The sequence below is a fragment of the Massilia eburnea genome (assembly GCF_050709955.1).
In the GTDB taxonomy this organism is placed as follows: domain Bacteria; phylum Pseudomonadota; class Gammaproteobacteria; order Burkholderiales; family Burkholderiaceae_D; genus Rugamonas; species Rugamonas eburnea_A.
Genome location: NZ_JBNZFX010000027.1, coordinates 1 through 18,216, shown reverse-complemented (window position 1 = coordinate 18,216; position 18,216 = coordinate 1). Strand labels below are relative to the sequence as shown.

The window sequence follows — 18,216 nt, the reverse complement described above, 5'->3', positions numbered from 1 at the left end:
CCCGGCTGTTTATTTCACGTTTACTCCCGCAGCCGGCTCAGCCACCTCTGGTAGTCCCCCGATATGCTTTTGCAGGAAGTCCAGGAGCCGCTTGTAAAAGTCCCTTTGGTTACTCACCAAGGCAATGCCGTGCCCTTCATCCTCAAAGCTGAGCCATTCGTTTTTGTTCCCGAAGCGCTTGAGCGCAAACCACATATCGTAGCTATGGCTGATTGGCACCCTGCGGTCCCTCTGCCCATGAATCAGCAATACCGGAGCCTTGATTTTTTCTGCATTCTTTACCGGGGAAACCTCGGCAAATTTCTCTCGCTGGGTGTGTACGTCGCCAATCAAATTTCTCATGGACTCACGGCCAACTTTACTTTCCGAACGATCCGAATAATCGGTCCACATATGCTCGATGTCCGACACGCCGGCGAAGCTGATGCCACAACGATATAGCTCAGGCGTTTTGGCCAGCCCCCACAAAGCTGCATAGCCGCCATAACTCGCGCCATAAATGCATATCCGCTTGGGATCTGCGATTCCTTCGCGTATCAGGAACTGCACTCCTGCGGTAACATCATCCTGCATGGCAAGGCCCCACTGGCCCATTCCCGCCTTCTCGAATTTCTTCCCGAAGCCGCTGGAACCACGAAATTGGGGCTGGAAGACGACGTAGCCTCGGCTGGCCAGCAGTTGCACATCCGCATCCCATCGCCAGTGATCCCTGGCAACGGGGCCACCGTGAATCATCACCACGGTCGGCTGTGGACCCTCCGCGTTAGCCGGGCGCGTCAGGTAAGCCGGAATGACGAGCCCATCTGCCGCTGCGTATTGGACCACTGACATCGGGCGCATCTCTTCCGATTTGATCAATGGGTTGGCGGCCGCGATTGTCCTTAAGCGCATCGTGGGAATATCGAGGAGATACCAGGAGCCCGGATCGACATCGCTGTAAGAATGGATAAGGATTCGCTTTGCCGGATCGCCGGACAGGGAGTTGATCGTTTCAGGGAAAGTCTGGTCTACGCTCGCCTGCAGGCTTGCCCACACAGGATTAAACCAGGCTACCTGTGGCTTCATTCCATGAGTGAACACCCTGTCAATCGCATCAACTCCACTGGACACGCCATCAGCTTGAATAATATCGAGCGTGGGATGGCCGACCATCATGCTGCCTAATGCCCGCGTCCCAACGTCATACTCATACAGCGCGTATGTGTCGCGGCCCATACGTGAACGCACCACTAGCTTGCCTGTTTCATCTGGCACATAAACCGGCGTCCAATAGTCTTCATGCACACCGAACTCTGCCAGCATCTCCCATTTCGCTTCGGGGCTGGCGCGATACCAATTGCTGACTTTTGTGACGTCTTTCCAGAAAGCAGAGTTCATCAATGTAACTGCACGCAATTGCCCTGACTTGTCGAAGGCCCAGCGAACCGGCTTCCCACTGGGATAACTGAACTTCCGAAGCTCGCCAGTTTGCGCATTGGCCAAGGCAATGTCACCGTCATCGCTATCCGTATAAACCAGCTTCATGACGGAGCTTTTGTTCCCCCTCTCGGCAGGTCCGATCAGTGATTCGGCAAATTTCACCACAACTTTGCCTTCCAGCGACATGCTCGCGACATCAAGCCCGAGATCTACGGCCAACAGATCATTGCCTGCCCATTCCACATTGCGCGGGGCTCGTGCATACGTTCCGCTGCCCCAGGTTGCGTTACTTCCGTCGTAGATCAACTTGCTTTTGAGGGTCTCGCTGTCAAAAAGACCCAATCCGTAGTTAGTGCCGTTAAAAACGATCGCGGCCAGGTGCTTGGTATCGGGTGAAATGACCACTTTCACCATCGAGCCAGGAGCAGTGGCATCATTAATGCTGAGCGACGAGGCAGCCAGGACAAGAGGCGCAACGAGGAATTGCGCCAGGACGGGCAAAAGGAAGTTTCGCATCACGAACTGAGAATAACTAGATGCGAAATTATATTGCAAAAATGCGAAAAGCCCGCTGGCATATGCCTAGCGGGCTTTTCTAATAAGAGCCTGACGATAACCTACTTTCACACTGGTTGCAGCACTATCATCGGCGCAAAGTCGTTTCACGGTCCTGTTCGGGATGGGAAGGGGTGGGACCGACTTGCTATGGTCATCAGGCATAACTTGTATGCACCCTGCTCGCTGAGCAAGGTGCGCAATCTGGAAGAAGTAAAGTTGGGTATCTCAAACACAGGCAAGTGCTGTATAACCGGCAAGGTTATAGGGACAAGCCGTACGGGCAATTAGTATCAGTTAGCTTAATGCATTACTGCACTTCCACACCTGACCTATCAACGTCCTGGTCTCGAACGACCCTTCAAAGAGCTCAAGGCTCTGGGAAATCTCATCTTAAGGCAAGTTTCCCGCTTAGATGCTTTCAGCGGTTATCTCTTCCGAACTTAGCTACCCGGCAATGCCACTGGCGTGACAACCGGTACACCAGAGGTTCGTCCACTCCGGTCCTCTCGTACTAGGAGCAGCCCCCTTCAAATTTCCAACGCCCACGGCAGATAGGGACCAAACTGTCTCACGACGTTTTAAACCCAGCTCACGTACCACTTTAAATGGCGAACAGCCATACCCTTGGGACCGGCTACAGCCCCAGGATGTGATGAGCCGACATCGAGGTGCCAAACTCCCCCGTCGATATGAACTCTTGGGAGGAATCAGCCTGTTATCCCCAGAGTACCTTTTATCCGTTGAGCGATGGCCCTTCCATACAGAACCACCGGATCACTATGTCCTACTTTCGTACCTGCTCGACTTGTCGGTCTCGCAGTTAAGCACGCTTATGCCATTGCACTATTAGCACGATGTCCGACCGTACCTAGCGTACCTTCGAACTCCTCCGTTACACTTTGGGAGGAGACCGCCCCAGTCAAACTGCCTACCATGCACTGTCCCCGATCCGGATTACGGACCAAGGTTAGAACCTCAAACAAACCAGGGTGGTATTTCAAGGTTGGCTCCATAGGAACTGGCGTCCCTACTTCAAAGCCTCCCACCTATCCTACACAGATTGGTTCAAAGTCCAATGCAAAGCTACAGTAAAGGTTCATGGGGTCTTTCCGTCTAGCCGCGGGTAGATTGCATCATCACAAACACTTCAACTTCGCTGAGTCTCGGGAGGAGACAGTGTGGCCATCGTTACGCCATTCGTGCAGGTCGGAACTTACCCGACAAGGAATTTCGCTACCTTAGGACCGTTATAGTTACGGCCGCCGTTTACTGGGACTTCAATCAAGAGCTTGCACCCCATCATTTAATCTTCCAGCACCGGGCAGGCGTCACACCCTATACGTCCACTTTCGTGTTTGCAGAGTGCTGTGTTTTTATTAAACAGTCGCAGCCACCAGTTTATTGCAACCTTTTCGTCCTTCCACAGTAAAGTGGTCAAACTACCGAGGCGTACCTTATCCCGAAGTTACGGTACCAATTTGCCGAGTTCCTTCTCCCGAGTTCTCTCAAGCGCCTTAGAATACTCATCTCGCCCACCTGTGTCGGTTTGCGGTACGGTCTCGTATGACTGAAGCTTAGAGGCTTTTCTTGGAACCACTTCCGATTGCTTCGTGCACTAGTGCACTCGTCCCAGTCCCTTGAATTACGCGCCCGGATTTGCCTAAGCGCCTTCTATGAACCAGAAACTGACTATTCCAACAGTCAGACAACCTTCCGCGATCCGTCCCCCCATCGCATCATACGACGGTGCAGGAATATTAACCTGCTTCCCATCAGCTACGCATCTCTGCCTCGCCTTAGGGGCCGACTCACCCTGCTCCGATGAACGTTGAACAGGAAACCTTGGGCTTACGGCGTGCGGGCTTTTCACCCGCATTATCGCTACTCATGTCAGCATTCGCACTTCTGATACCTCCAGCATCCTTCACAAGACACCTTCGCAGGCTTACAGAACGCTCTCCTACCATATCCTTGCGGATATCCGCAGCTTCGGTGACTGGCTTAGCCCCGTTACATCTTCCGCGCAGGACGACTCGATCAGTGAGCTATTACGCTTTCTTTAAATGATGGCTGCTTCTAAGCCAACATCCTGACTGTTTTAGCCTTCCCACTTCGTTTTCCACTTAGCCAATCTTTGGGACCTTAGCTGGCGGTCTGGGTTGTTTCCCTCTTGACACCGGACGTTAGCACCCGATGTCTGTCTCCCAAGCTCGCACTCAACGGTATTCGGAGTTTGCAATGGTTTGGTAAGTCGCGATGACCCCCTAGCCATAACAGTGCTCTACCCCCGTCGGTGATACTTGAGGCACTACCTAAATAGTTTTCGGAGAGAACCAGCTATTTCCAAGTTTGTTTAGCCTTTCACCCCTATCCACAGCTCATCCCCTAATTTTTCAACATTAGTGGGTTCGGTCCTCCAGTGCGTGTTACCGCACCTTCAACCTGGCCATGGATAGATCACTTGGTTTCGGGTCTACACCCAGCGACTAGCGCCCTATTCGGACTCGATTTCTCTACGGCTCCCCTAATTGGTTAACCTCGCCACTGAATGTAAGTCGCTGACCCATTATACAAAAGGTACGCAGTCACCCCTTACGAGGCTCCTACTGTTTGTATGCACACGGTTTCAGGATCTATTTCACTCCCCTCCCGGGGTTCTTTTCGCCTTTCCCTCACGGTACTGGTTCACTATCGGTCGATTACGAGTATTTAGCCTTGGAGGATGGTCCCCCCATGTTCAGACAGGATTTCTCGTGTCCCGCCCTACTTGTCGTATGCTTAGTACCACCGCTCTGATTTCGCGTACGGGGCTATCACCCGCTATGGCGCCTATTTCCAGAGGCTTCCACTATCAGAACGACTATCACATACAGGCTCTTCCCATTTCGCTCGCCACTACTTTGGGAATCTCGGTTGATTTCTTTTCCTGCAGCTACTTAGATGTTTCAGTTCGCCGCGTTCGCTTTGCATACCTATGTATTCAGTATGCAATGACCTAAAAGGCCGGGTTTCCCCATTCGGAAATCTTCGGATCAATGCTTGTTTGTCAGCTCCCCGAAGCTTATCGCAGACTACTACGTCCTTCATCGCCTGTAATCGCCAAGGCATCCACCATGTGCACTTATTCACTTGTCCCTATAACCTTGACGGCTATAAGTTCAAGCACTTACTACTGTGTTTGATGAGTTTTACTACTACCCTAAGTGATATCTTTCGATATCGCTTAATAAAACTTTTACTTCTTCCAGATTGTTAAAGAACGATGAACATAAGAGTTCAAACCTAAGCGTCTGCGCTTACATTTGAAATCTTGGTGGAGGATGACGGGATCGAACCGACGACCCCCTGCTTGCAAAGCAGGTGCTCTCCCAGCTGAGCTAATCCCCCGTGTGTACTGCCAAGGGACTGGTAGGGCTGGTTGGGCTCGAACCAACGACCCCCGCGTTATCAACACGGTGCTCTAACCAGCTGAGCTACAGCCCCATTTGCTGTTCTTCGTATTACAACAGTCGATAAGTGTGAACGTTTGAGTCTGATGCCGACTCTAGAAAGGAGGTGATCCAGCCGCACCTTCCGATACGGCTACCTTGTTACGACTTCACCCCAGTCACGAATCCTACCGTGGTAAGCGCCCTCCTTGCGGTTAAGCTACCTACTTCTGGTAAAACCCGCTCCCATGGTGTGACGGGCGGTGTGTACAAGACCCGGGAACGTATTCACCGCGACATGCTGATCCGCGATTACTAGCGATTCCAACTTCATGTAGTCGAGTTGCAGACTACAATCCGGACTACGATACACTTTCTGGGATTAGCTCCCCCTCGCGGGTTGGCGGCCCTCTGTATGTACCATTGTATGACGTGTGAAGCCCTACCCATAAGGGCCATGAGGACTTGACGTCATCCCCACCTTCCTCCGGTTTGTCACCGGCAGTCTCATTAGAGTGCTCTTGCGTAGCAACTAATGACAAGGGTTGCGCTCGTTGCGGGACTTAACCCAACATCTCACGACACGAGCTGACGACAGCCATGCAGCACCTGTGTGATGGTTCTCTTTCGAGCACTCCCAAATCTCTCCGGGATTCCATCCATGTCAAGGGTAGGTAAGGTTTTTCGCGTTGCATCGAATTAATCCACATCATCCACCGCTTGTGCGGGTCCCCGTCAATTCCTTTGAGTTTTAATCTTGCGACCGTACTCCCCAGGCGGTCTACTTCACGCGTTAGCTGCGTTACTAAGTCAATTAAGACCCAACAACTAGTAGACATCGTTTAGGGCGTGGACTACCAGGGTATCTAATCCTGTTTGCTCCCCACGCTTTCGTGCATGAGCGTCAGTTTTGACCCAGGGGGCTGCCTTCGCCATCGGTGTTCCTCCACATCTCTACGCATTTCACTGCTACACGTGGAATTCTACCCCCCTCTGCCAAACTCTAGCCTCGCAGTCTCCATCGCCATTCCCAGGTTAAGCCCGGGGATTTCACGACAGACTTACGAAACCGCCTGCGCACGCTTTACGCCCAGTAATTCCGATTAACGCTTGCACCCTACGTATTACCGCGGCTGCTGGCACGTAGTTAGCCGGTGCTTATTCTTCAGGTACCGTCAGCAGCTGTAGATATTAGCTACAGCCTTTTCTTCCCTGACAAAAGAGCTTTACAACCCGAAGGCCTTCTTCACTCACGCGGCATTGCTGGATCAGGGTTGCCCCCATTGTCCAAAATTCCCCACTGCTGCCTCCCGTAGGAGTCTGGACCGTGTCTCAGTTCCAGTGTGGCTGGTCGTCCTCTCAGACCAGCTACTGATCGTTGCCTTGGTGGGCCTTTACCCCACCAACTAGCTAATCAGATATCGGCCGCTCCAGGAGCACAAGGTCTTGCGATCCCCTGCTTTCATCCTTAGATCGTATGCGGTATTAGCGTAACTTTCGCTACGTTATCCCCCACTCTTGGGTACGTTCCGATATATTACTCACCCGTTCGCCACTCGCCGCCAGACCGAAGTCCGCGCTGCCGTTCGACTTGCATGTGTAAAGCATGCCGCCAGCGTTCAATCTGAGCCAGGATCAAACTCTTCAGTTTAATCTCTGTTGTTGCCGCATTTCTGCGGCAGGTCACTCACTCAAAATACTGACGAATCTCTTGCGAGATTACGTTTAATATATTTGTGCGAGCGTATAACTATATTTTGAGCATCGAACCCGAAGGTTCGTGGCAATATCGTCAAACGCCCACACTTATCGACTGTTGATTTTTAAAGATCGCTGCTTTCTTTATTCGACGAAGCGTTGTGTTCGTCAGCAGCAGAGAAGCGAGATTATGCGGTACAGCGTGCAACTCGTCAACCCCATCTTTTTCTCGTTTCGCTTCGCTGATTTGTCAGCGTTGCGTTGCGAGGGACAGAACTATAGCAAGCCAGATTCACTCTGACAAGGGCCACACGTGAAAAAGTCTGGAATGCCGTCTAAGCAAGTTCAAGCGCGCCCGCCAACAGTCTTGGTCGTCGACGATTCGCCGACCTTGCTGCTGGCCCTGCTCGATCATCTGAGCCACCACGGCTTCCTGGTTGTACTGGCACATGATGCGCGGGAGGGCATGATGCGCGCGGCGCTGGCCGAACCGGACCTGGTCCTGCTCGATATTGTTATGCCAGGCCTGGACGGCTTCGAGGCTTGCCGGCGCCTGAAGGCCGATGCCGACACGCGCGACGTGCCGGTTATCTTCATGACTGGCCTGAGCGATGCCAAGCAAATTGTCAGCGGCTTTGCCGTAGGCGGTGTTGATTACATCACCAAGCCATTCCAGGTCGAGGAAGTCCTGGCCCGCATTAATACCCACATCGCCCTGCGCCGCGCTAACAATGAACTGAAACGGGCTTACCAGTCGCTCGCCCGTGCCCAGGAAGACCTGGTGCACCATGAAAAGCTGGCGGCACTCGGCTCGCTGGTGGCCGGCATTGCCCATGAACTGAATACGCCGATCGGCAATAGCCTGATGGTAGCCAGCACCTTCGAAGCCCAAACAGGCGCTTTACGGGAACACTTCGCCAACGGTGAGAACATGCGCCGCTCGGAGCTGGCCGGCTACCTCGATAACGCCTGTACTACGACCGAGATCCTGATGCGCAACCTGCAGCGTGCGGCCGACCTGGTCACCAACTTCAAACAAGTGGCGGTGGACCAGACCAGCACCCAGCGCCGCACTTTCCTGCTGTCGGAAGTCGTATCGGGCAATGTATTGACCCTCCTGCCCTCGATCAGGCGTACGCCGTTCGAAGTGGTGCAGTCCGTGCCCGATGAACTGATGATGGACAGCTACCCCGGCCCGCTCGGCCAGGTTATCGCCAACCTGGTCAACAACGCCATCATGCACGCCTTCGACGGCCGCAGCGAAGGCAAGGTGGAGCTGGTGGCGGAATATGAGAAGCCCGATTGGATTGCACTGCATGTGCGAGATAACGGCAATGGCATCAGCGCCGGCAACCAGGAGCGCATCTTCGATCCCTTCTTTACCACGAAGATGGGGGTGGGAGGCTCAGGCCTCGGCTTGCATATCGTGCATAGCATCGTGTCCGATATCCTGGGCGGCCGGATCACTGTGCGCAGCAAAGAAGGTGGCGGAACCTGCTTTACCCTGTCCCTGCCGCTGGAGGCGCCACGTCACTGAGGCGATGTCCCGCGCAGTCACGCAGGCGCTGGCGGCTGTCCTTGTACCATTCGACGAACTCGCCCCCTTCCATCGGGACCGCAACCAGTGGCCCCTGGCCCGTGCTGCAGCCCAGTTCCCGCATCAGCGCCCAGTCGTCAACGTTCTCTATGCCGTCGGCGCAAGCCGGCACACCGAGCTTGCCGGCCATGGCAAGCAGGCCGTCGAGTAGCGGCCTGCGATGGCTGCGCTGCGCCGCCTCGTGTACAAACATGGGGTCGATCGAAATTTCCGACAGCGGGAAACAGGCAAAATCCCGCATCTTTGCTTCGTAACGCCCGCAGTGGACCGCGCCGATGCCGTAGCCACGCAAGCTAAGACGGCCAATATTGTGCAGTAGCTCAGGTTCGCAGGCGGCAACCACTGCCTCGCTGACTTCCCAGCACACGCTGCCGGGCTTGACATCCTGCGCCTGGATGCCAGCCACCAGCCGGCCCAGCTCCCCCAGGTCTTCCAGCAGTTCGACCGGCAGCGGGAGCGATAACTTGATTGCAGACAGCCCCATTTCCTGCCAACTGTGCAAGTCCGCCGCAGCTTGCGTTGCCAGCGCCAGCAGGAGCGCACCGATGGTTTCGCTGTCGCCGGCCAGTGACGGCAAAAGGCTGTCGACGTCTATCGGGTCGCGGCCCGGACGGCGCCAACTGCCCTGCACCGCGATGCCCACCATCCGGCCACTATCAAGAGCGACGCGCGGCGCATATAAAGGAATAAACTCGCCGTCCGCCAGGCCAGCTTCGATTTCAGTGATAGTGGGGGCTTCGGGTGCGACCTCTTGTTCCAGTTCGGCCAGCGCCAGCATCGATGCATCGTGCAGCAATCCTTGCAGCGCTTCCAGCCGCACCGGCTTGGGCATGGTCGACAGCAGGCGCATGGCACTACCAGGCGGCAAGCTGCCGGCCGCTTCCTGCAAGCGCGGTTGGTTGGCCGATGCGGCAATCAGATTGGCGGCCCAGCGCCGCTTCGCCAACTGCTGGATCAGCTCCATTCCGTCCATGCCGGGCATATCGAGATCGGTCAGCACCAGATCCACCGGAGCGGCACGCAGCTCCAGCGTGCGCAGCGCGTTGATGCCGTCGTTCGCAATCAGTACGGTGCCGAAGCCGATCTGGCGCAGCAGTCCGGCAACGTGCTCTCGTTGCACCGTGCTATCTTCGACGATCAAGGCCGTGCTTTCGCTAAAGTCCTTCATTCGCCCTCCGTTCCATACCGCCATATTGCAGGATTTCGCGGCTGATTGCATCCAGGGCCACACTGCGCTCCGCGGCGCCGCGCTTGACCGCTTCGCGCGGCATGCCGTACACCACGCAACTCTGCTCATCTTGCGCCAGCGTGCGGGCGCCGGCCTGGCGCATTTCCAGCAGGCCGACCGCGCCATCGTCGCCCATCCCGGTCATGATAATGCCGAGTGCACTGGCACCGGCACATTTTGCGACAGAACGGAACAGGACGTCGACCGATGGCCTGTGCCGGTTGACCAGGGGGCCTTCAACCACTTCGACAAAATATTGGGAAGGTCCGCGCCGCAACAGCATGTGGCGGCCACCGGGCGCAATCAGGGCCTGGCCAGGGCGCACCGGGTCGTTATTGCGCGCCTCCCTGACGGTGATCTGGCACAAGCCATTCAGGCGTTCGGCGAAAGCCGCGGTGAACTGTTCCGGCATGTGCTGCACGATGACGATGCCCGGTGCGGCGGGTGTCAACTCGGTCAGTACGCGTTCCAGTGCTTGCGTGCCCCCGGTCGACGTGCCCAACGCCACCACGCGCCCATTCCCGCGCGCCGGCGGTGCGCCCTCTCCCATCGGGGGCAGTATGGCGTCCGCGCTCAGCTTGGCCGATGGCGCCACGGGGGGCGCTGGCGGGCGGCTGCCGCTCGGTGGCTGCAGCCTGGCCTGGGCCGCGCTGCGCACGGCGGCCACCAGCTCGTCGCAGCCATCGCGCAGGGACTGGCGCAGGTCCAGCTTGGGCTTGCCGACGACGGCGACGGCGCCGGCGGCCAGGGCCTCCATCGAAGTGCGGGTGCTCTTTTCGGTCAGTGAGGAACAGATCACGACGGGAGTTGGCCTTTCGGCCATGATCTTGCGCAGGAAGGTGATGCCGTCCATGCGCGGCATTTCGACGTCGAGCACCACCACGTCCGGCCACTGCAGGCGCATGCGCTCTCCGGCCAGGATCGGGTCGGCCACGGCATAAGTGACCTGCATGTCCGGTTCGCGCCCGAGCAGGCCGCTCAGCACTTGCCGCACCACGGCAGAATCGTCCACCACCATGACTTTGATCTGCTTCATACTCCTCCATTTTCCGTCAGTTCCCCCTGCCGCACCCAGACGTCGCCGCTCGCCACGTCGAACAGGATATGCCGGTGACCGGTGCCGAACAGGCTTTCCGATACCACGGGTATGCCGTATTCCGCCAACAGCTTTTCCGCCGCTACGCCATTGCGATGGCCGATCCCGGGTTGCCGCCCCGCTTCGATCGAGGGAAACATGGTACCGCCGCCAAACACCTTCGCTTCGCATTCGCGCACAGGCACCCCGCACGCACGCAGCTGCGTCACCATCAATTCCAGCGCGTCCTTGCCGTAGCGGCCACTCAGTTCCGTGGCCGGCTCGGGGTCCGGGCCGGATTCGCGCTCCGACAGCAGGAAGTGCGACATGGCCCCGATGCGCAGCCGGCGATGCCACAGCGTGATCGAGACACAGGACCCCAGCACCGTGCGGATGCGATAGCGCGCGTCGCCGACAAAGTACTCACCGGGCAGCAGGTAGACTTCGAAAGCGGCGCCGGTTTCCATGTCACTCCTTGCGATAGATTGCCGGCGCGACGTTGCGCACCGGCAGTCCCATGTCGTGCAGGCTTTCCGAATGCCCGATATACAGCTGGCCTCCCGGCCGCAGGTAGTCAAGCACCCGCTGCGCCACCCGGCGCTTGGTTTCGGCGTCGAAGTAGATCAGCACATTGCGCAGGAAAATCACATCAAACTTGCCCAGCGACGGCAGGCGCGCGGCATTGAGGTTGATCTGGGCGAACTCCACGCACTCACGCAGCACGCGCGACACCAGCAATGTGCCGTCTTCGACCTCGATGCCCTTCAGGCAGAAACGGCGCAGGTATTCCGGCGGCACATGGGCGGCGCGCGTCATCGGATAATGGCCCTGGCGTGCCGTCTCAAGCACGCGCGCGCTGATGTCGGAGGCCAGCACTTCCCAGCCTTGCGCCGGCAACAGGTCGGCCAGCACCATGGCGATCGAATAAGGCTCCTCCCCAGTGGAGCAGGCCGCACTCCAGACGCGGAATGGCGCGCTGTCCTGCTTGCGCTCCCTCAGCACGGAGCGTAAATGCTCGAAATGGCGCATTTCGCGGAAAAAGTAGGTTTCGTTGGTGGTCAGCAGGTCGATTGCGATCTGGGTTTCCTCGGGCGCGGCCCCGCCACTGATCAACTGGAAATATGAACCGTAGTTGTTGAACTGCAGGTGGTGCAGCCGCTTCGCGAGCCGCCCGGACACCAGCGGCTTTTTGGCGTCCGATAGCGAGATCCCGGCCGCTTCGTGGATGAAACGCTGGAATTGCACGAACTCGCGGTCCGTCAGGGGAACGACCGGCTGCATCAATTCACATCTCCCGCCATGGCAGCAATTTCGGGCACGTTCAGCACTGACTCCAGGTTGACCAGGATCACGAATTTTCCGTTGACCTTGCCGATTCCTGTGACGAAATCATTGCGCAGCCCTGCTCCAAAACTGGGCGGCGGTTCGATTTGTCCGGCATCGATGTCGAGCACCGCATTCACCGCGTCGACCAGCAGGCCAAGCACCTGCTGCTCCGGCGCCGCGCCATTTTCGACTATGACGATGCAGCTGCGCCGCCCGATGGCGCCACCGGCGCGCCCGAAACGCGCCGCCAGGTCCAGCACCGGCACCACGGCACCGCGCAGGTTGATCACGCCGCGCACACATGGCGGCATCATCGGCACATCGGTCACGCCACCGTACTCGATGATCTCGCGCACGGCAAGTATGCCCAGCCCGAACGTTTCCTGGCCCAGGCGAAAACTCAGGTACTGGTGTTCCGCTTCCATGCCTGGGCCTCAAAATCGTGTGAAGTTGCTTTCATCCAGCGGCGGCACCCGCGCCAGGCGGCGCTGCGCGGCACGCTGGCTGGGGGGCGGCTTCGCCTCATCGTTGCGGCGCGGCGCTTCGTCCTGTGTGACACGGAAGAAGCGTATCAGCTGCTGCAATTCCTCCGCCTGGCTGCTCATTTCTTCGGCAGTGGACGCCAATTCCTCCGCACCGGCCGCATTCTGCTGCGTGCTCTGGCTCAACTGCCCCATGGCCATATTAATCTGGCTTACCCCGGAGGCCTGTTCTGTCGAGGCGGCGGCAATTTCCTGAACCAGGCGTGAGGTCTCCTCGATCGCCGGCACCATGGCTTCGAGCAAACTACCCGCCCGTTCCGCCACCTGCACACTGCCGCAGGCCAGCTCGCCGATTTCCTGTGCCGCCACCTGGCTGCGCTCGGCCAGCTTGCGCACTTCCGCCGCCACAACGGCAAAACCTCGTCCGTGCTCGCCGGCGCGCGCCGCTTCGATGGCGGCATTCAGCGCCAGCAGGTTGGTCTGGTAGGCGATATCGTCGATGATCACGATGCGCTTCGCTATATCGCGCATGGCACTGACCGTACTGCGCACCGCGTCGCCGCTTTCCCCCGCCTCTCCAGCCGCCTTGGAAGCGGTGGTGTCGGTAAACGCGCGCATTGTCCGTGTTCTGGCCGATCGAGGCGCTCATCTCTTCCACCGAGGCGCTGGTTTCCTCGACGCTGGCCGCTTGCTGGCTGGCCGCCTGCGACAGCGATTGCGCCGTGGCGCTGACCTGCTCCGAGGCCGCCGCCAGCGCCAGCGCACCGTTGCTCACCTCCGATGGCGACGCCTGACAACTTGTCCACCATCTGCTTCATTGACGCCAGCAGGCTGCGTTCATCCCCTTTTCTCAGCTGGATTTGCACCGCCAGGTTACCGTGCGCGACCTCCTGCACGATATGGGCGGCGTAATCCGGCTCGCCACCGAGCTGTCGCAACAGCCCACGTATCATCCACATCGACAGCAAGATGCCAGCCAGCAGGCCGCTGCCCAGCAGCGTGGCATTGGTGCGCATGGTGGCCGCGGTTTGCGCCATGGCCGCCTCGTATTCCTCGCGCGCCACCCGCTCCTGCAATTTCAACCACCTTTCCCATGGCCGCCAGCACAGACCGGAACTGGACGTCGGCGGCCCGCGCATCTTCCAGGGCTTCTCTATGCTTGCCGGCGCGCGCCTTCTGGATAATGGCGCCGCGCACATCCTGCCAGCCGTTCCACGCCACCGTGTACTGCGCGGCCAACTGCTGTTCTTCCTGCGTCAGGGAAGTGCCCATATACGCGTTCCAGTTCTTGCGGATCAACTCCTGGTGCGAGGCATCGCCTTGCTGGGCCGCTTCCACCTCGGCCAGGCTGCTGGCAGCGGCAGTCATCACCATGCGGTGCCGGGTGCGCAGCATGTATTCATTCACCTTGCCCAGATAAATCAGCGCCACTGTCCGGTCTTCGTAAGTCGCTTTCAGGCGCGCGTTGCTGAATTCCATGCCACGCATGCCGGCATAGCCTATGCCGGCCATCATCGCCACCAGCACCCCGACCAGCAGGCCAAGGCGCATCCCAACCGTCAGTTTTCGCTGCATCGTCTCGCTCCTATGCTGCCAGGTTTCCGGCTTGTCTAGCCTGTAGTAGCTTGAGCAGGGCCGGTATGTCCAGAATCAATGCCACCTCGCCGCTTGCCGAGCACGGTCGACCCGCTCAGGCAGGAGATTGCCGCTGAATACAGGGCTGAGCGGCTTGATCACCGCCTGGCATTGTCCCTGCAGGCCATCAACCACCAGGCCTGCGCGCTGGCCCGGCATGCCGCACCACCAGCACGCTTTCGCGGCGCGGCGTTGCGCCGTGCAGGCGGAATAGTTCGCGCAGCGCCGCCGTTGGCAGCACTTCGCCGCGCAAGTCGACCAAAGCCGCGCTCGCCCTCACGTTCATATTCCACGCATTCTTCTATCGCGCCGAGCGGAATGGCGAAGCGTGAACTGCCGACAGTGACCAGCATGCAGTCCATGATGGCCAGCGTCAGCGGCAGGCGCACCCGCACCGTCGTGCCGCGCCCTGCTTCGCTGTCGATGGTGATGCTGCCGCGTAGCGCCTCGATATTGCGCTTGACCACGTCCATGCCGACCCCGCGCCCCGACAGGCTGGTCACCGCGCTGGCGGTGGGAAAACCCGGGCTCGAATATCAGCGCGAACACTTCGCTGTCCGCTCGGCCTGTGCTCCGGCTCGAGCAAGCCGCGTTCAATGGCACTGGCAACGATGCGTTCGCGCTGCAGGCCGCCGCCGTCGTCCCCTACCTCGATCACGATGCTGCCCGAGTCATGGAAGGCGTTCAGGGATACGGTTCCCTGCAGAGGCTTGCCGCGCTGGCGCCGCACTTCGGGTGCTTCAATGCCATGGTCGATGGCGTTGCGCACCAGGTGGGTCAAGGGGTCGCCGATGCGTTCCACCAGCGTCTTGTCCAGTTCCACCTCTTCACCACTCAGGACGAGACGGATATCCTTGCCGATTTCGCGCGCCACATCGTGCACCACCCGCTGGAAGCGGTTGAAGGTGGCCCCGATCTTCACCATGCGCAGTTGCAGGGCGCTGTCGCGCACCTGTTCTACCAGCTCCGCCAGCGCCAAGGTGCTGTCCTGCAGGTCGGCATCCTTGAAGCGGCCGCCGATCATCTGGGTGCGCGCGCTGGCGATGATCAATTCCCCCACCAGCGTAATCAATTGGCCAAGGCGCTCGGCATCGACGCGGATGGTGCGGCTTTCGTGCTGGCGGGAGTTGGCCGCCGCTCCGCCGGCAGGCTCCAGGGGCGAGGGATGCGGCAGCGGGCGGCGGCGCTGCCGGCACCACTGTTCCAAGCGCGCTGGCCTGCAGCACTTCCGCGATTGCCGCGCCGTGCAATGGCACCGTTTCTGCCAGGCGCTGGAAGTCTTCATTGCCGCTGCCCGGCGGCAGCAGGCGAATGGTGCATTCGTCGTGCAGGAACTCGAATACTTTGCTGATGTCTTCGGCGTTGGCCGCGGTGTCCAGGACGACTTCGAAACCGAGATAGCAGCTTTGCGGGTCCATCTGCTCCGGCGGCGGCAGTCCGGCGTCCACCGTGGCCAGCGCCACGATGCGGCCAAGGCGGCCAAGATAGGCGATAAACGAGGCCGGATCCATCCCCTGCCGGAAGACGTCGCGTCCAAAATCCAGCGATACCAGCCAGCAGCCGCTTGGGCCGGCGTCGGTGCCGATGCTAAATGCCGGGAGCGCGGCCGGCATCAGCACCAGCCCTGGCGCGGGGACGAGATAGGCATGCAGCGCATCCAGTTGCGGGCGGCAGCGTTCACCAAGATCGCCGTGGCCGCCTCGCTCGACATCGCGCACCATCGCACCGATCTGGTCGGCGCAGTCCAGCAGCAGCGCCACCAGTTCGTCGTCGAGCGGCCCGCGTACCGTTGCGCACCTCTTCCAGCACGCTTTCCACCGCATGGGTGAACAGCACAATGTAGTCCAGCCCAAATAGGCCGGCCGTGCCCTTGATGGTGTGGGCGGAGCGAAAGATGGCGTTGACGGCTTCCTCGTGCGCAGAATGCTCGCCAAGCTTCAACAGGCCAGCCTCCATTTCGGCCAGCAATTCCCCCGCCTCGGTGACAAACGCCTGCAAGCCTTCGTCCAGGTCCATGGGGAATGCCTTCCTATTGGATGCGCAGCAGCTCGAACAGCGAGGCGACAGCCGGGCTGGGGGCGACCAGCTGCAACTCCTTTTGGCCGGCTTGCGCGGCGCGGCGCGCCATCAGCAGGAGCTGCGCGCCGGCCGTGTCGATCTCGGTGACGCCCGCCAGGTCCACTTCCAGCGCCTGCGACTGGGCAAGGCGTGCCAGGAGCACGTCTTTCAATTCCTGCACGCGCCGGATCGTGAGGTCGCCTTCAATGAAGAGCAGCGCCGGCGGCTGGATGCGCTGTGGGCTCATGCGCCAATCGTATGCCCATGCCCGGTGACTGGCAAGCCCGCTGTGGAGTTGCAATACGTCACTATTCTCGTAATTGCTTAGACCGGCGCGACGGATCGGCGGCAATCGGCGGCTGCGGTAAATGGCAGTAATGGCAGGTGCTTTTCCGCGTACAGCGGCAACTGGTCGGCATAATGCGCCGAGCGCGGATCGGTGGACTGGCCATACACCAGCAGGCCGCGCGCCAGCGGCCCGTTTTCGTCGAAGCTGACCAGGTGGATATAGCTGGTGCCCCCAGGTAACGCGTTCGTAGCCCGATGCTCCCAGCACGCCGGCCATATGGATCGAGTTGTAGCTGCCATCGATATCGCCAATCGCACCGTGAATAGGGAAGCGCTGGCCATTGCGCGGTTCGACCTGGAACTCGGCCAGGCGACCGTCAAAGGGCACGCCAAGCTGCTGCAGGCGCAACGCCGCATCCTTCAGCGCCGCCAGCATGGCCGGAATTGCTGCCGGCGCCAGGCCGCGCGGCGAGTGCAGCGGATCGGCCACATCGAATGCCAGCGACCAGATTCCCGGCAGCTTGGCCGCGCTGTTCCAGAACTCACGGAACAGCACCGCGCCGCGGCTATCCAGCTCCGCCTTGCGGTCCCACTGCGCCAGGCGGTGCATGCCTCTGCCAAGCTCAGCAGCAATGCATCAGCACCGGCCATGCAGGCCGGGAGCAGTTCCGGCAGCACCAGTTCCGCCGCCAGCACGCGGTTGCTGAACATCAGCGCCTGCAGGTCCTGGGGCCCAACCTGGCCGCGCTGCGCCAGCAGTTCTTCGATCCCGATAAAGCCGCTGCGTGTACGCAGGTGCTGCGCCACGCCCACCGGGCCGTACAAGGGCGAATATCCAAGCGGCGTCGGCCCGACCAGCGGTTGCCGCGCATTGGTGATCCAATAGCCGTCATTGGAATTTGCCACGTAATCCGAGCGCAGCATGGACGGTGCGTTGGCACCGCCGAAAATGCCATCCGGCGTGCCGTCGTCGTCACGCCCCCAGGCGCAGGAGGAGCGCGAGCCATCGAACATCAGCAATGCCGCCAGCAACAGGCAATCGCCGCCGAATTTGTCGGCTCCCTGGTGCGGCACGACGCTGGCATCGACGTACAATGCGCCGCCGTTGCGATCCGCCGCCACCGTATTTACCCAGGGCAGGCCAACCAGGCGCTCGAGCTGCTGCTTCAACTCTTGCACGCTGCCGGGCGCGCCCCATCGCAAGCCACTGCTCCATCGAGCGCGTATTGTTGCGATTCGGGTCGCCCAGCACCAGCAGGCCGCCCTGCCCCTGTGGGCTGCCTGGTATCGCCATCACCGCACCCAGCTTGCTGAAGTAGAAGGCTTTGCTCTTTTTCAGCAAGCTGCCGTCCGGCTGCAGCACTTCGATCGCCGCAGTACGGGTTTCCAGCCATATCGGGCGCGCCGTCGACCAGGTAGCGCAT

The 18,216-nt window shown here is 59.4% G+C and carries 13 protein-coding genes, 2 tRNA genes, 3 rRNA genes and 2 pseudogenes; 2 read left to right on the top strand and 18 right to left on the bottom strand.

Going from position 1 to position 18,216, the window contains the following annotated elements; translation table 11 throughout:
- Positions 1-9 precede the first annotated feature (9 nt).
- The 6 genes from ACQ4MM_RS14225 to ACQ4MM_RS14200 all read right to left on the bottom strand — a co-directional run bounded on the left by ACQ4MM_RS14225 (position 10) and on the right by ACQ4MM_RS14200 (position 7,056).
- Positions 10-1,935, bottom strand: a complete 1,926-nt coding sequence (locus ACQ4MM_RS14225; RefSeq protein WP_431477974.1) for an alpha/beta hydrolase family protein — start codon at positions 1,933-1,935, stop codon at positions 10-12.
- 88 nt (positions 1,936-2,023) lie between these two features.
- A 5S ribosomal RNA gene (rrf, locus tag ACQ4MM_RS14220) occupies positions 2,024-2,136 on the bottom strand.
- A gap of 104 nt (positions 2,137-2,240) precedes the next feature.
- Positions 2,241-5,112: ribosomal RNA gene (locus ACQ4MM_RS14215) — 23S ribosomal RNA — on the bottom strand.
- Between the two features lie 176 nt (positions 5,113-5,288).
- A tRNA-Ala gene (locus tag ACQ4MM_RS14210) sits at positions 5,289-5,364 on the bottom strand.
- A gap of 19 nt (positions 5,365-5,383) precedes the next feature.
- A tRNA-Ile gene (locus ACQ4MM_RS14205) sits at positions 5,384-5,460 on the bottom strand.
- Positions 5,461-5,525: 65 nt separating this feature from the next.
- Positions 5,526-7,056: ribosomal RNA gene (locus ACQ4MM_RS14200) — 16S ribosomal RNA — on the bottom strand.
- Together the 16S, 23S and 5S rRNA genes with 2 tRNA genes alongside form the textbook arrangement of a ribosomal RNA operon.
- A gap of 375 nt (positions 7,057-7,431) precedes the next feature.
- Here ACQ4MM_RS14200 and ACQ4MM_RS14195 point away from each other — a divergent pair.
- Positions 7,432-8,640: a hybrid sensor histidine kinase/response regulator gene (locus ACQ4MM_RS14195; RefSeq protein WP_431477973.1), complete on the top strand. Its 1,209-nt coding sequence runs from the start codon at positions 7,432-7,434 to the stop codon at positions 8,638-8,640.
- Here ACQ4MM_RS14195 and ACQ4MM_RS14190 read toward each other — a convergent pair.
- From ACQ4MM_RS14190 to ACQ4MM_RS14150, 9 genes and pseudogenes are all read right to left on the bottom strand, one after another.
- On the bottom strand, positions 8,603-9,868 hold the full coding sequence (locus ACQ4MM_RS14190) for an EAL domain-containing protein (protein WP_431477972.1): 1,266 nt from the start codon (positions 9,866-9,868) through the stop codon (positions 8,603-8,605). The two genes, ACQ4MM_RS14195 and ACQ4MM_RS14190, sit on opposite strands and share 38 nt — an antisense overlap.
- On the bottom strand, positions 9,855-10,964 hold the full coding sequence (locus tag ACQ4MM_RS14185; RefSeq protein ID WP_431477971.1) for a protein-glutamate methylesterase/protein-glutamine glutaminase: 1,110 nt from the start codon (positions 10,962-10,964) through the stop codon (positions 9,855-9,857). The genes ACQ4MM_RS14190 and ACQ4MM_RS14185 overlap by 14 nt, the downstream gene beginning before the upstream one ends.
- Entirely contained in the window at positions 10,961-11,470 is a 510-nt protein-coding gene (locus ACQ4MM_RS14180) for a chemotaxis protein CheD (RefSeq protein ID WP_431477970.1), read from the bottom strand. The genes ACQ4MM_RS14185 and ACQ4MM_RS14180 overlap by 4 nt, the downstream gene beginning before the upstream one ends.
- 1 nt (position 11,471) lies before the next feature.
- Positions 11,472-12,284, bottom strand: coding sequence for a CheR family methyltransferase (locus tag ACQ4MM_RS14175; RefSeq protein ID WP_431477969.1), 813 nt, complete (start codon positions 12,282-12,284; stop codon positions 11,472-11,474).
- Entirely contained in the window at positions 12,284-12,754 is a 471-nt protein-coding gene (locus ACQ4MM_RS14170) for a chemotaxis protein CheW (protein WP_431477968.1), read from the bottom strand. The genes ACQ4MM_RS14175 and ACQ4MM_RS14170 overlap by 1 nt, the downstream gene beginning before the upstream one ends.
- Before the next feature lie 9 nt (positions 12,755-12,763).
- Positions 12,764-13,755 (bottom strand): annotated as a pseudogene (locus ACQ4MM_RS14165) (methyl-accepting chemotaxis protein); the annotation flags it as partial.
- Complete coding sequence (locus ACQ4MM_RS14160) at positions 13,685-14,386, bottom strand: MCP four helix bundle domain-containing protein (RefSeq protein WP_431477967.1); 702 nt, start codon at positions 14,384-14,386, stop codon at positions 13,685-13,687. The gene ACQ4MM_RS14160 and the pseudogene ACQ4MM_RS14165, both read right to left, overlap by 71 nt.
- A 158-nt stretch (positions 14,387-14,544) precedes the next feature.
- Entirely contained in the window at positions 14,545-14,949 is a 405-nt protein-coding gene (locus ACQ4MM_RS14155) for an ATP-binding protein (protein ID WP_431477966.1), read from the bottom strand.
- The gene (locus tag ACQ4MM_RS14150) at positions 14,946-15,653 is read right to left on the bottom strand and encodes a chemotaxis protein CheA (RefSeq protein ID WP_431477965.1); all 708 of its coding nucleotides are present in this window, start codon (positions 15,651-15,653) and stop codon (positions 14,946-14,948) included. Before ACQ4MM_RS14150 ends, ACQ4MM_RS14155 begins: the two co-directional genes overlap by 4 nt.
- Before the next feature lie 37 nt (positions 15,654-15,690).
- Between ACQ4MM_RS14150 and ACQ4MM_RS14145 the strand changes: the two genes are divergently transcribed.
- Complete coding sequence (locus ACQ4MM_RS14145) at positions 15,691-16,275, top strand: hypothetical protein (protein ID WP_431478022.1); 585 nt, start codon at positions 15,691-15,693, stop codon at positions 16,273-16,275.
- A 1-nt stretch (position 16,276) separates the two neighbouring features.
- Here ACQ4MM_RS14145 and ACQ4MM_RS14140 read toward each other — a convergent pair.
- The 3 genes and pseudogenes from ACQ4MM_RS14140 to ACQ4MM_RS14130 all read right to left on the bottom strand — a co-directional run.
- Positions 16,277-16,402 (bottom strand): annotated as a pseudogene (locus tag ACQ4MM_RS14140) (Hpt domain-containing protein); the annotation flags it as partial.
- A gap of 73 nt (positions 16,403-16,475) precedes the next feature.
- Positions 16,476-16,751, bottom strand: a complete 276-nt coding sequence (locus tag ACQ4MM_RS14135; protein WP_431476802.1) for an STAS domain-containing protein — start codon at positions 16,749-16,751, stop codon at positions 16,476-16,478.
- Positions 16,752-17,212: 461 nt separating this feature from the next.
- Positions 17,213-17,995, bottom strand: coding sequence for a penicillin acylase family protein (locus ACQ4MM_RS14130; RefSeq protein WP_431477964.1), 783 nt, complete (start codon positions 17,993-17,995; stop codon positions 17,213-17,215).
- Positions 17,996-18,216 lie beyond the last annotated feature (221 nt).

What these genes read in the sequence shown, in the direction of transcription:
- ACQ4MM_RS14225 (WP_431477974.1), bottom strand. Translation starts at nt 1,935, where the DNA reads ATGCGAAACTTCCTTTTGCCCGTCCTGGCGCAATTCCTCGTTGCGCCT.
- ACQ4MM_RS14195 (WP_431477973.1), top strand. Translation starts at nt 7,432, where the DNA reads ATGCCGTCTAAGCAAGTTCAAGCGCGCCCGCCAACAGTCTTGGTCGTC.
- ACQ4MM_RS14190 (WP_431477972.1), bottom strand. Translation starts at nt 9,868, where the DNA reads ATGAAGGACTTTAGCGAAAGCACGGCCTTGATCGTCGAAGATAGCACG.
- ACQ4MM_RS14185 (WP_431477971.1), bottom strand. Translation starts at nt 10,964, where the DNA reads ATGAAGCAGATCAAAGTCATGGTGGTGGACGATTCTGCCGTGGTGCGG.
- ACQ4MM_RS14180 (WP_431477970.1), bottom strand. Translation starts at nt 11,470, where the DNA reads ATGGAAACCGGCGCCGCTTTCGAAGTCTACCTGCTGCCCGGTGAGTAC.
- ACQ4MM_RS14175 (WP_431477969.1), bottom strand. Translation starts at nt 12,284, where the DNA reads ATGCAGCCGGTCGTTCCCCTGACGGACCGCGAGTTCGTGCAATTCCAG.
- ACQ4MM_RS14170 (WP_431477968.1), bottom strand. Translation starts at nt 12,754, where the DNA reads ATGGAAGCGGAACACCAGTACCTGAGTTTTCGCCTGGGCCAGGAAACG.
- ACQ4MM_RS14160 (WP_431477967.1), bottom strand. Translation starts at nt 14,386, where the DNA reads ATGCAGCGAAAACTGACGGTTGGGATGCGCCTTGGCCTGCTGGTCGGG.
- ACQ4MM_RS14135 (WP_431476802.1), bottom strand. Translation starts at nt 16,751, where the DNA reads ATGAGCCCACAGCGCATCCAGCCGCCGGCGCTGCTCTTCATTGAAGGC.